Annotated in this window: 10 protein-coding genes; 7 read left to right on the top strand and 3 right to left on the bottom strand. The window is 61.9% G+C overall.

Annotated elements, in window-relative coordinates; all coding sequences use genetic code 11:
- Positions 1–165 precede the first annotated feature (165 nt).
- Positions 166–867 (top strand): YifB family Mg chelatase-like AAA ATPase, encoded by a 702-nt coding sequence (locus GMET_RS15270; protein WP_081431803.1) that lies wholly within the window; start codon positions 166–168, stop codon positions 865–867.
- 259 nt (positions 868–1,126) lie between these two features.
- A complete protein-coding gene (locus tag GMET_RS15265) occupies positions 1,127–2,722 on the top strand; it encodes an acetyl-CoA hydrolase/transferase C-terminal domain-containing protein (protein WP_004513604.1) in 1,596 nt (531 codons plus the stop codon).
- A 145-nt stretch (positions 2,723–2,867) separates the two neighbouring features.
- Here the strand turns inward: GMET_RS15265 and GMET_RS15260 are convergent, their stop codons facing one another.
- Positions 2,868–4,226: a DEAD/DEAH box helicase gene (locus GMET_RS15260; RefSeq protein ID WP_004513603.1), complete on the bottom strand. Its 1,359-nt coding sequence runs from the start codon at positions 4,224–4,226 to the stop codon at positions 2,868–2,870.
- A gap of 377 nt (positions 4,227–4,603) precedes the next feature.
- Positions 4,604–5,488: a tyrosine recombinase XerC gene (gene xerC, locus GMET_RS15255; RefSeq protein ID WP_004513602.1), complete on the bottom strand. Its 885-nt coding sequence runs from the start codon at positions 5,486–5,488 to the stop codon at positions 4,604–4,606.
- A gap of 186 nt (positions 5,489–5,674) precedes the next feature.
- Here xerC and GMET_RS15250 point away from each other — a divergent pair, with 186 nt between their 5' ends.
- Together GMET_RS15250 and GMET_RS15245 are read left to right on the top strand one after the other, a co-directional pair.
- The gene (locus GMET_RS15250) at positions 5,675–6,916 is read left to right on the top strand and encodes an NAD(P)/FAD-dependent oxidoreductase (RefSeq protein ID WP_004513601.1); all 1,242 of its coding nucleotides are present in this window, start codon (positions 5,675–5,677) and stop codon (positions 6,914–6,916) included.
- Positions 6,913–8,043, top strand: coding sequence for a DUF362 domain-containing protein (locus GMET_RS15245; RefSeq protein ID WP_011366136.1), 1,131 nt, complete (start codon positions 6,913–6,915; stop codon positions 8,041–8,043). Before GMET_RS15250 ends, GMET_RS15245 begins: the two co-directional genes overlap by 4 nt.
- Before the next feature lie 17 nt (positions 8,044–8,060).
- On the opposite strand, the gene GMET_RS15240 is transcribed toward GMET_RS15245, so the two are convergent.
- The gene (locus GMET_RS15240) at positions 8,061–9,230 is read right to left on the bottom strand and encodes an IS4-like element ISGme2 family transposase (RefSeq protein WP_004514806.1); all 1,170 of its coding nucleotides are present in this window, start codon (positions 9,228–9,230) and stop codon (positions 8,061–8,063) included.
- Positions 9,231–9,680: 450 nt separating this feature from the next.
- On the opposite strand from GMET_RS15240, the gene GMET_RS15235 reads away from it, so the two are divergent.
- From GMET_RS15235 to GMET_RS15225, 3 genes are read left to right on the top strand one after another with little or no spacing between them, the layout of a single operon-like run.
- On the top strand, positions 9,681–10,892 hold the full coding sequence (locus GMET_RS15235; protein ID WP_004514352.1) for an efflux RND transporter periplasmic adaptor subunit: 1,212 nt from the start codon (positions 9,681–9,683) through the stop codon (positions 10,890–10,892).
- Entirely contained in the window at positions 10,893–11,618 is a 726-nt protein-coding gene (locus GMET_RS15230) for an ABC transporter ATP-binding protein (protein WP_004514351.1), read from the top strand.
- On the top strand, positions 11,615–12,844 hold the full coding sequence (locus tag GMET_RS15225; protein ID WP_004514350.1) for an ABC transporter permease: 1,230 nt from the start codon (positions 11,615–11,617) through the stop codon (positions 12,842–12,844). The genes GMET_RS15230 and GMET_RS15225 overlap by 4 nt, the downstream gene beginning before the upstream one ends.
- The last annotated feature ends 11 nt before the right edge of the window (positions 12,845–12,855 follow it).

Genomic DNA, 12,855 nt, shown 5'->3' with positions numbered 1-12,855 from the left:
CTCTGCAATTTTGTAGCGCTATCTATTGAAAATTGCGATTTTGTAGCACTAACTATGCAAAGAGTAGCATTAACTTTTAAAATTTGAAACAATTAATCTATGTTGACAATTTAGCATAAATGGCTATATTCGACGCGTAAAAGCGACTTCGGGAGCAGGTGGGAATTGGTAGCACGAACTATTAAAAATGACAGGAACACACCCCGCCCCGGTGAGGTCTCCATGGCGAACCATGGTGTTCTTTTCCTCGATGAATTACCGGAGTTCAAGAAACATGTCCTGGAGGTTCTCCGCCAACCTCTGGAGGACGGTCGCGTCTCCATCTCCCGCTCTCTCATGTCCCTTACCTATCCGTCGCGCTTCATGCTCGTGGCGGCCATGAACCCCTGCCCCTGCGGCTATCTGGGAGATCCCCTCCACCCCTGCTCCTGCACGCCGGTCATGGTCCAGCGCTACCGGTCCCGCATCTCCGGGCCGCTTCTGGACCGGATCGATATCCACATCGAGGTTCCCGCCGTCAAGTACCGCGATCTGGCCGACCGCAGCGAGGGTGAAAGCTCCCGGGCCATCGGCAGTCGCGTGGAGCGTGCCCGGGAGGTCCAGCGGGATCGTTTCCGGGGCTCCAAAGTTCACAGCAACGCCCAGATGACACCCCGTTTCATAAAGAAGTTCTGTGAGCCGGACGCGGCCGGCAGTCGGATGCTGGAGCTGGTCACTGATCGGCTCGGCCTTTCGGCCCGCTCCTACAGCCGCATCCTCAAAGTGGCCCGCACCATCGCTGACCTGGATGGGAGCGATGCGGTCAGGGAGCAGCATGTCTCCGAGGCGATCCAATACCGCAGCCTGGACCGCAAGGTGTCGTCGTGACATCACTCTTTCTTTTCCTATTGTGCAGATGTCTGAAAGTGTATGCAGTATGCCGCATCACCCGCGCTACTCCATGAATAGTTAATAATTTTTTAGCTTGACTAAAGAATGGTGCGCAAGTAAAATCCGGTTCTAATTTTAGGTAAACGCTATCGCGAATTTGACGGATTTTTCGTTTCAGGTGTTTGGGTAGTGTCAACTTTTGTACCAGCGTTTACAGGCTTTGCTTGTAATCACCATCACAAAACGGAGGTAAGAGATGTCAGAGTACGGCACACTGCAAGACCGCGTACGTTGCAAGTCACTGCTCAGTAAGGTCATGACCCCCGAGCAAACTGTCCAGTTTTTCAAGCCGGGCATGAACCTCGGCTGGTCCGGTTTTACCCCGGCCGGTTATCCCAAGGCAGTGCCCATCGCACTGGCTGACCACGTTGAGAAGAACAACCTCCAGGGCAAGATGAAGTTCAACCTCTTCATCGGCGCCTCCGTCGGGGCCGAAACCGAAGACCGTTGGGCCACCCTCGACATGATCGACCGCCGTTGGCCGTACCAGACCGGCAAGAACATCGCCGCCGGCATCAACGAAGGCCGCATCCGGATGGGCGACAAGCACCTCTCTCTTTTCGCCCAGGACCTTGGCTACGGCTTCTACACCAAGGACAGCGAAACCGGCAAGCTTGACCTCGCCATCATCGAAGTCTCCGCCATCACCGAGGACGGCGGCCTGGTCCCCACAACCTCCTGTGGCGTCATCCCCGAAATCCTCATGATCTGCGACAAGATCATCGTCGAGGTGAACACCGGCGAGCCCTCCTTCGAGGGGATGCACGACATCGTTGTCTGCAACCATCCGCCGAAGCGCCAAATCCTCGGCATCACCCATGCCGGCGAGCGGATCGGCACCACCTACGTGCCGTGCGACCCGAGCAAGATCATCGCCGTGGTCGAGTCCAAGCACCGGGACAAGGGGCGCGCCTTCTCCGAGCAGGACGACACCTCCGAGGCCATTGCCAACAACATCATCGACTTCTTCAGCCACGAAGTGAAGATGGGCCGTCTCCCCAAGAACCTCCTCCCGCTCCAGTCGGGCGTCGGTTCCATCGCCAACGCCGTTATCGGTGGGCTGGCAAAGGGGCCGTTCACCAACCTGACTGTTTACACCGAGGTTCTTCAGGACACCATGCTTGACCTCTTCGACTCGGGCAAGCTGGACGCCGCTTCCTCCTGCTCCCTTTCCCTCTCGGAGACTCCGGGATTCCCCCGCTTCTTCGAGAACTGGGATAAGTACTTCGACAAGATCACCCTCCGGCCCCTCTCCATCTCCAACGCGCCGGAACCGATCCGCCGCCTCGGGTGCATCGCCATGAACACCCCGGTCGAGATCGACATCTATGCTCACGCTAACTCCACGCTGGTCGGCGGTACCCGGATGATCAACGGCCTTGGCGGTTCCGGCGACTTCCTCCGCAACGGCTTCCTGAAGATCATGCACACCCCGTCGAGCCGGCCGTCCAAGACCGACCCGACCGGTATCTCCTGCGTGGTGCCGCACTGCTCCCACATCGACCACACCGAGCACGACCTTGACTGCGTCGTTACCGAGCAGGGTCTGGCCGACCTCCGCGGTATGGCGCCGAAGGACCGGGCCAAGCGGATCATTGAAAAGTGCGCACACCCGGATTACAAGCCGATTCTCAGCGAGTACCTGGAAATAGCCACCAAAGACTGCCTCGCCAAGAAGGTCGGTCACGAGCCGCAGCTGTGGGACCGCGCCTTCAAGATGCATCTCAACCTGGCTCAGAACGGCACCATGAAGATCAAGAACTGGGACGTGAAGATCGACCTCTGCGAGTAAGATCAACAGTCAGTGCCAGACACGAAAAAAGCCCCGCCGGGAAACCGGCGGGGCTTTTTTCGTGTCTGCGGAGAGGAGCGACGGACGCCTTGAAGGAAGTCCGTCGCCGGTAAGGGAGAGACCCCGAAGATGACGCTTTGCTCGATCAGGACTGTCGGCGGGGTTGGCCGCTCCCCTCGCGTCCCTTGGAGCTGCGATATTCAACGACTGGACCGTTGGAAGTGGTGTGCTTGCCCCAGGGGGAACGCTTGGCGTTGCCGGGCCTGCCGCCCGTCTTGGCAGCGTCGCGGTTTCCGTAACTTTTCCGGGGACCGCCGGTGGAGTTCCCCGGCCTGCTTCCCCTGCCGGTAGAAACACGGTGAAGGGGCCGGCGGGGCTCCAGACCCGGAATCTGGTGCTCGGGAAGGGTTTGGCCGATGTAGCGCTCGATCCGGGCCAGGTAGCTGACCTCATTGAGGGAGGCGAAGGAGATGGCGATCCCCGATGCCCCTGCCCGGCCGGTGCGGCCGATGCGATGGACGTAATCCTCGGCGAATTTAGGCAGGTCGAAGTTGATCACATGGCTGATGCCGGAGACGTCGAGGCCCCGGGCTGCCACGTCAGTAGCCACCAGGAGCCGGATTCTCCCCTGCTTCATGGCGGCGATGGTCCGGTTGCGTGCACTCTGGGGCATGTCGCCGTGGAGTGCCGCGGCGGAGTGCCCCTGGCTCCTGAGTTCGATAGCCATGTTTTCGGCATCGCGCTTGGTGGCGGAGAAGATGATCGCCTTCCGGACATCGCCATCGGTGATCAGATGCTGAAGCAGCCTGTTCTTGTGGGAGAGGTCGTCAGCCACGTGGAGGCGCTGCTCGATATGCTCATGGGTCGTCTTGGTGCCCGCGACCTCGATGCGCTCCGGTTCGTTCAGGAGCCGCCCCGCCAGGCGCGCCATGGTGGCGTCCATGGTGGCGGTGAAGAGGAGGGTCTGGCGGTCGGAGGGGGAGGCGGCGGCGACCCGGTCGACATCATCGCTGAAACCCATGTCGAGCATCCGGTCTGCCTCGTCGAGAATCAGCAACTCCAGGCGGGAGAGGTCGAGGCTTCTCCGGTCCAGCAGGTCCACGAGGCGCCCCGGTGTGGCCACGATCAGGTCCACCGGCGCCGAGAGGAGCCGGAGCTGCTCCCGGTAGGGCATGCCGCCAAGGATGGCGCCGCTGCGTATCCGCAGGAACTTACCGTAGGAGCGGACCGCGTCGGTTACCTGTTGGGCCAGTTCCCGGGTGGGGGTGAGGACCAGGACGCGGGGTCCCCGACCGGGCTTTTGGGCCGGCCGAGCCAGACGCTGGAGGGCTGGAAGGACAAAGGCTGCGGTCTTGCCGGTGCCGGTCTGGGCCGTGGCGAGAAGGTCGCGGCCCTCCAGTGCCCTGGGAATCGCCTGGGCCTGGATCGGGGTCGGGTCGGTGTAGCCGCAGGCGGCGACCGCCTTGAGAATGGGGGGGAGGAGGTTCAGTTCAGCAAACGTCATGAATCGGTTCCTTAGGTCGTTTCCAAACGCCAACGGGCACAGCCGGACGGATTGCGGGCATGCAACGCACCATGCCACGCGCGTCGCGAAGGGCGCCGTGATCGTTACCGGAAAAGACGGAAATGAGTACGCGTGTGAGCCGCAGGGCAACCTGATGCCCTGAAAGGGGACGGCAGCAACACAGAATGACTGGCATGATACATCGTCGCCAACCGTGAGTGCTGCTGCGCCGTGGGGCGTTGCCGAAAGCAGAGGGGGTTAGTGAGCGATGAAGCAAATGGCGGGAGTACTTCGTGGGTGTGCCTGAAGGCAGGTTCCGCCTGAGCGTTGATCAGTCGTCGGTCACTCTACGGGATAATTAATGAAATGACAAGGAATTATTTCCGGGCCTTGGGGTGGGCCTTGTCGTAGACTTCCATGAGGCGGTCGATGCCGACATGGGTGTACTTCTGGGTCGTGGAGAGGGAGGCGTGCCCCAGAAGCTCCTGGATGGCTCGCAGGTCGGCTCCCCCTTCCAGCAGGTGGGTGGCGAAGGTGTGCCGGAGGGTGTGGGGGGAAATCTTTCGCATGGCGGCGATCCGGAGGATATGCTTGTCCACCACGCGCCGGACACTGCGGGGGGTGAGGCGTCCCCCCCGGGCATTGGTGAAGAGGGGGGCGTCGAGGGGGGGATGGTTTCGGGCGGTCAGGTAGTGGGAGAGGGCGGCGCGGGCGATGCTTCCCACCGGCACGATCCGCTCCTTTCCCCCCTTGCCGAGAACCCGCGCGGTGCCGTCATCCAGGTCGATCCCCCCTATGTTCAGGCCGGTCAGTTCAGACACCCGGACGCCGCAGGAGTAAAGGGTTTCGAGGATGGCCCGGTCCCGCAGGCTCAGGATGTCCGGCTCCTTTGGGGTTTCCACCAGGGCGGTCGCCTCGTCGATGGAGAGGTGATAGGGGACCTTCTTTTCCTTCTTGGGGGTGGAGACGAGCTCGGCGGGATTCTTGACGAGGCGCCCGGTCCGGATCAAGTGCTTGAAAAAGGCCCGCACCGCCGCTAGCTTCCGCCCCACGGAGCTTTTGGTGTGGTCCCGGTGCAGGAGCGCGAGCCAGCGCCGGATCAGGAGGTGCGAAACCCCTTCCGGTTCCGCCGCCGCTCCCGTTTCCTGCCGGACGAACTCCCGGAACTGGGCCAGGTCCGAGCGGTAGGCGGCGAGGGTGTGGGGCGAGACGTTGCGCTCCGTTTCCAGGTGCCGGATGAAGGCTGCTATCTCCTGTTCCATGGGGACTCCTTTTTGCTGCCAACAGCATAGCAGATTCTTTCCCTAAACCGAACCCCGGTTGTTTCCGAGAGGAAAACAGGATATTCTTCTTTCGTTTCCCTGTGGTTTTGACCACGGTCAAGGCGCGGGTACGGCTTTGAAAGTAAGTTTCGGAATAGTCAATCAATCCTGGAGGTACATGAGAGCGTGAAACGGGTGGTTATTATCGGCATGGGGTTCGGCGGCATCAGGGCGGCCCGCGTGCTGGCAGGGAAGGGGCTCGACGTGGTGCTGGTGGACCGGAACAACTACCACCTCTTTCAGCCCCTCCTCTACCAGGTGGGGACGGCGGGCCTCGAGCAGGAATCCATCGCCTACCCGGTGCGGGCCATGGCCCGCGAATGGCGCGGCACCCGCTTCCACCTGGCGGAGGTGGCCGGGGTCGATTTCCCGGCCCGGGAGGTGGTGACCGGCAACGGCCGCATCCCTTACGACTATCTGATTATCGGCGCCGGGAGCGTCACCAACTACTTCGGCCTCGAATCGGTGGAGCGCCACGCCTTCGACCTGAAGGAACTGGTGGACGGGGAGCGGCTCCGCAACCATATCCTCACCGCCTTTGAACGGGCCGTGGTGGAGCCCGACCCGGCGAAGCGGCGGGCCCTCATGACCTTCGTCATCGTGGGTGGCGGACCCACCGGGGTGGAATTTGCCGGGGCACTCATGGAGCTCGTCCGCTACGTCCTGGCCAAGGATTACCCGGAGTTGAGCGTCCAGGCGGCCCGGGTGGTCCTCGTGGAGGCATTCGACCGGCTCCTGGCCGCCATGCCGCAGGAGCTGCAGGTGTACACCCTGGAGAAGCTCCGGGCCATGGGGGTGGAGGTCCTGTTCAACGCCCGGGTGGTGGATGCGGAGCCCGAGCGGGTCATCCTCCACGACGGCGCCATCATCCCGGCCCATACCCTCTTCTGGTCGGCGGGGGTCAAGGCTGCCCCCCTGGCCGCGACCCTCGGCGTCACCCCCAAGCCGGGGGGGCGGATTCCCGTGGAGCCGGACCTGACCCTTGCCGGTCATCCCGAAGTCTACGTCATCGGCGACATGGCGCACCTCGAGCAGGACGGCGCGGCGCTTCCCATGGTGGCGCCGGTGGCGATGCAGATGGGAACCTACGCCGGCGAGGCCATCGTGGCCCGGGAGAAGGGTGAAACTCCCAAACCGTTCCGCTACCGGGACCGGGGAAGCATGGCCACCATCGGCCGGAGTGCGGCGGTGGCGTGCGCCTTCGGCATGAAGTTCCGGGGCTTTTCGGCGTGGCTCGTCTGGCTACTCCTCCACCTTTACTACCTGATCGGCTTCCGCAACCGGATCGTCGTCATGCTCAACTGGATCTGGTACTACTGGTTCCACGAACGGCAGGTGCGGCTCATCACCGAGCGGGTGGAGGAGTGAGGCACGCCGTCGCCATCGAGCGGGCCGGGGATTACCAGTCCGACGTGGTCAGGCCTGCTCTGGACCGCCTTCTCGAACCCTTTGGGGGGATGGCCTCCTTCGTCAAGCCTGGGGAGAGGGTTCTTCTCAAGCCGAACATGCTTGCTGCGAAGGAGCCGGAGCGGGCGGTCACGACTCACCCGGAGCTGCTCCGGCAGGTGATCGGGCTCGTGCGGGAGGCGGGTGGGATTCCCCTCGTGGGTGACTCCCCCGGCGTCGGCGGCATCCGGCGGGTGGCGGAGCGAAGCGGTATCCTTGCCGTGGTGGAGGAGACCGGGGCCGAGTTCATCCCCTTTGACGAGACGGTGACGGTACGGGGCAAGGGGCTCTTTCGGGAGTTCCAGATCGCCCGCCCCTATCTGGAGGCGGACCGCCTCATCAACCTCCCCAAGCTCAAAACCCACGAGATGATGACCATGACCTGCGCCGTGAAGAACCTCTTCGGCGCGGTGGTGGGGGCCGCCAAGGCGGGTTGGCACCTGAAGGCGGGGGCCGACCGGGAGCTCTTTGCCCGGATGCTCCTGGAGATCTATCTCTTGCGCAGGCCCGACCTGACCATCGTTGACGGCATCCTCGCCATGGAGGGGGACGGACCGGGAAGCGGCGACCCGCGCCTCTGCGGGCTCCTCCTCGCCGGGACGAACCCGGTGGCGGTGGATGTCATCGCCGCCGAACTGGCCGGCATCCCGAAGAAGCTCCTTTGGGTGGAGCGGGCCGCCGAGAAGCTCGGCATCGAGGGCTGGGACCGGGCCACCATCGACACCCGCGGCGTACCCGTTGACGAAGCGAAGGTTTCCCCCTTCCGTCTTCCCCACATTTCCGATGTCCAGTTCGGCCTTCCCCGCTTCCTCAAGAACCGGCTTCGCCACTACCTCACCTCGCGTCCCTGTGGCAATCCCGAGGCGTGCACCCTCTGCGGCATCTGTCGCGATGCCTGCCCCCCCGGGGCCATCACCATCCAGGACGGGAAGCTGGCTTTCGACTACCACGCCTGCATCCGCTGCTTCTGCTGCCGGGAACTCTGTCCCGAGGGGGCACTCGGCGTGCGGGAAGGGGCGCTCCTGAAAATGATTAAGAAATGTGTATAAAGATCACTACTGTCCGGTTAATAGTTGAATAAGTTCAGTTGGTTGCGCTCAGGATAATCAGCATTTCGCTTGAGAGCCTCCGCAACCAGCGATGAAATGGGCTTTTTCTCGAACAAGTTGACCTCCAGAATCTGTAGAAAAGTGTAGAGCGAACACGGAACCCCCAACTTCTTTTTCGTGATCGCCACCAGCAGATAGATGCACAAGGCAACCCATATCTGGCTCTTCACGGCATTGACTGACGTTCCGATGAACGACTTGATCCGCAGGTGCTGTTTGATCCATTTGAAAAACAGCTCCACCTGCCAGCGCTGCTTGTAAATCGCAGCCACCGTCGCTGCCGGAATCTCGAAGTTGTTCGTGAGAAATACGAGTCGCTTGTTCCGTTCTTTGTCAACATAGCTGACCCGGCGCAGTTTCTCCGGATACCCCTTTTTCGACTTCTGCGTCACCAGGGTGATAATCTGGTCTGCCCGTACACCTGATTCCTTGTCCTTCGGATGGGAATATAACCGCTGGCATTTCAGGTTGTCCTTTGCCCGAACTACGAAGAATGCTCCCTGCTTGTGGATGGAGTGGAGCCGGGCAAAATCGACATACCCTCTGTCCATCGTGTAAATGGCATCCTTTGCAACCGGCAGATGGTCCAGCATCCTGACATCGTGGACCTTGCCAGTGGTAATAGTGACCCAGGTTGGAATGGGACCACGCAGATCAATGAGCGTATGCATCTTGACCGCCGCCTTGGTTTTGCGGAACTCGGCCCATGGGAACAGCGTAAGGCACAGGTCGATAGTGGTCGAGTCAAAGGCGTAGAGCGGTTGCGTAAGCTCAACGGCGATGGCATCAGCCTGGTACAGCTGCTGAGCTATGCCGATCAGTACATGACCGAAGTCTTGGAAGATACGCCAGTCCCTGCGCTCGTTCGCGTCGGCAAGGGTCGTGCGGGAGACATCACCACGAAAGCCGATGTGGTACAGCTTCTCCTGGTGGGAGTTCAGGCAGGTCTCGATATCCCGCAAGCTCTCACGGCCAGCCATCTGGGCATAAGCCAGGCAGAGGAACTGGTCATAGGTCGAGAACTTCTTCTCCCGATACTCGCCACGGTGTCGGCGAACGCAGAGATTGAATTCGTACCGGGGCAGAAACTGCAGAAGTTGTTTGAAAACGGTCGGACCGGTGTGCATTGCTCCCCTCCTGTAAAGGGAGGAAGGCTACACCCAGAACGAATTCATGTCGAAAAAAGAACAATTGTGCCAAAGAGCAATAAAGTTCAACAAGTTACAGCTGTACAATCAAAGTTTACCGGACAGTAGTATATAAAGATATTTAATCGCCCCCTCCGTTGACATTCTCCGGGGGGGTGATTACTATTGAATCAGGCCCGCAAACGCGGGAACATCATTGCGAAAGGAGACCTCGGCCATGTGGACCACGATCTATATGCTTCGCCCGGTAACCCGTTGCAAGGAGGGTTGCCGACGCATGCCCGTCGCGTAGTGCGGCGGGCTTAACCACCAGCCCCCTGTCTGATGAAGACAGGGGGCTTTTTTGTGTCAACCGGTTGAGGTTTGCCTCGTTTTCATCTATACACAAAGCATAATTCCGATAAAAGATCATCCTCGCCGAGGTCCCCCATGAAGAAATTCCTCATCCCCGCCGCTGCCGTCCTCGTGGTGGCCGGCGTTGCCGCGTACTTTACCCTGAACAAAAAGCCGGAAACTGTGTTCAAGACCGCCAAGATCGAGCGGGGGGATATTGTCTCCACTGTCTCCGCCACCGGCAACCTTGCCGCCGTGGTGACGGTACAGGTGGGTACCCAGGTTTCCGGCACCATCCAGAAGCTCTTTGTGGACTACAACTCGCCGGTGAAAAAGGGGCAGGTCATCGCCCAGATCGATCCTTCCCTGTTTTCGGCCCAGGTGGAGCAGACCCGGGGAAACTACCTGAACGCCCAGGCCAACCTCCAGAGGGTGAGGGCTGATCTGGCAGATGCCCGGCGCAACCAGGAGCGGAACCGCCAGCTCCTCAAGGACGGCGTCGTCTCCCAGAGCGATTTTGACGCCGCCGACAACCGCTACCAGATGGCCCAGGCCACCGTGAAAGCAGCCGAGGGAAGCGTGGCCCAGACCCGCGGCGCCTTCAGCCAGTCGGAGACCAACCTCCGCTATGCCACCATCCGTTCGCCCGTGGACGGCATCGTCGTCTCCCGCAACGTGGACGTGGGGCAGACCGTGGCCGCCTCGTTCCAGACCCCGACCCTCTTCACCATCGCCCAGGACCTGACCCGCATGGAGATCGACACCAGCGTGGACGAGGCCGACATCAGCCGGGTGCAGGTGGGGCAGCCGGTCAGCTTCACCGTGGACTCCTATCCCGAGAACCGCTTCACCGGCACCGTCCGCCAGGTGCGCAACGCACCGGTGGTCACCCAGAACGTCGTGACCTACGTGGTGGTGATCGACGTGGACAACAAGGACATGAAGCTCAAGCCGGGGATGACCGCCAATGTCAGCATCGAGACCGCCCGCAAGGACAATGTCCTGAAGCTCCCTTCCGCTGCGCTCCGGTTCCGGCCCAAGAAGGGGGGTGATGAGAAGGCGGCGAAGGGACAGCAGGCTGGCCAGGAGCAGCGGAGGAAAAAGCGGGAAGGTGGGCAGCAGGTCTACATCCTGGGGGCGGAGAACAAGCCGGTTCCGGTGCCGGTTAAGACCGGCATCGGCAACGATGGGCAGGTGGAACTGGTTTCCGGGAACCTCAAGGAAAACGACCAGGTGATCATCGAACAGGTTACCCCGCAGCAGAAAAAAGCGGGCGGCATGGGCGGATCCATGGGGCCGAGGTTCTAGATGGGCGAGGTGGTCAAAATAACCGACGTCACCAAGGTCTATACCATGGGAGACCAGCGGGTGGAGGCCCTGAAGGGGATATCCTTCACGGTCTCCCAAGGAGAGTTCGTCGCCATCATGGGGGCCTCGGGGAGCGGCAAGTCCACCTGCATGAACATGCTCGGCTGCCTCGATGTCCCGACCAGCGGCGAGTATCTCCTGGAGGGGGTGAATGTGGGAGGGCTCTCCCGCAATGAGCTGGCCGAGATCCGGAACACCAAGATCGGCTTCGTGTTCCAGGGATTCAACCTCCTGGCCCGGACCACGGCCCGGGAGAACGTGGAGCTGCCGCTGGTCTATGCTCATGTGTCGGCTGCGGCCCGCCGGGAGCGGGCCCTGGCGGCCCTGGAGCGGGTGGGGCTCGCCGGCCGGGCCGACCACTACTCGAACCAGCTCTCCGGGGGCCAGCAGCAGCGGGTGGCCATCGCCCGTGCCTTGGTGAACGAGCCGGCCATCATCATGGCCGACGAGCCCACCGGCAACCTCGACTCCCGGACCACCGTCGAGATCATGGCCATCTTCCAGGAACTGAACCGCCACGGCATCACCATCCTCATGGTCACCCACGAGCCGGATGTGGCTGCCTTCACCGGCCGCCATCTCGTCTTCCGGGACGGCACCATCATCGCCGATTCGCCGAACGCCTCCCCTGCCGTGGCGTCGCCGGCCCAGGGAGAGGCCCCATGACGACCCTCTGGCAAAGTCTCCTGATCGCCCTCCGGGCGCTGCGGGTCAACAAGATGCGGGCACTCCTGACCATGCTTGGCATCATCATCGGGATCGCCGCCGTCATCGCCATGGTGGCCATTGGTGCCGGGGCGAGCAAGATGATCTCCGACCAGATCTCCAGCATCGGGAGCAACCTCCTCCTGGTCCTTCCCGGCTCCACCACCAGCGGGGGGCTGCGGACCGGGGCCGGCGGCACCCCGACCCTCACCTACGACGACGCCCGGGCCATCAAGGCGGAATGCCCGTCGGTGGAGAATGTGGCCCCTACGGTGCGGGGCTCGGCCCAGATCGTCTACGGCAATCAGAACTGGTCCACCATCGTCATGGGGTGCACCCCCGAGATGGTCGTCGTCCGGGACTGGTCCCTGACAACCGGCAGAAACATCTCTCTGTCCGATGTGGACGGCGCCACCAAGAACTGTCTCATTGGCCAGACCGTGGCCGAGAACCTTTTCGGCGATGCTGATCCCATCGGCAAGATCATCCGGATCAAGAAGATACCGTTCACCGTCATCGGGATACTGGACCACAAGGGGCAGTCTCCCCAGGGGACAGATCAGGACGACGTGATCTTCGTGCCGCTGCGCACTGCCCAGCGCAAGCTCTTCGGCAGCCAGTTCCCCAACACGGTGGGCGCCATGATGATCCAGGCGAAAAGCGCCGATGTTCTCAAAAAGGCCGAGGAAGAGGTGACCGCGCTCCTGGACCAGCGCCACCGGATCGGTCCGAGCCGGGAGCGGGACTTCACGGTGCGCAACCTGTCGGAGATCCTCGCGGTATCGGAACAGTCCTCCAAGGTCATGTCGATCCTCCTGGGGGCCGTGGCCTCCATCTCCCTGGTCGTCGGCGGCATCGGCATCATGAACATCATGCTTGTCTCGGTCACGGAGCGGACCCGGGAGATCGGCATCCGGATGGCCATCGGCGCCAAACAACGGGACATCCTCCTCCAGTTCCTGACCGAGGCGGTGCTCCTCACCACGGCGGGGGGGATCATCGGCATGGGGCTCGGGGTGGCGGGGGCCATGGCGGTCTCGAAGATCATGCAGTGGCCGACCCTGATCTCCACGCAGGCAATCATCATCGCTTTCCTCTTCTCCGCCGGCGTCGGCGTCTTCTTCGGCTTCTACCCGGCCCGCAAGGCGGCCAACCTGAACCCCATCGAGGCGCTGCGGTACGAGTGAGTCCCGCCAGG

The organism is Geobacter metallireducens GS-15, from assembly GCF_000012925.1.
In the GTDB taxonomy this organism is placed as follows: Bacteria; Desulfobacterota; Desulfuromonadia; order Geobacterales; family Geobacteraceae; genus Geobacter; species Geobacter metallireducens.
Note: the sequence above shows the minus strand (reverse complement) of the source record. Positions and strands in the feature narration are given on the sequence as shown.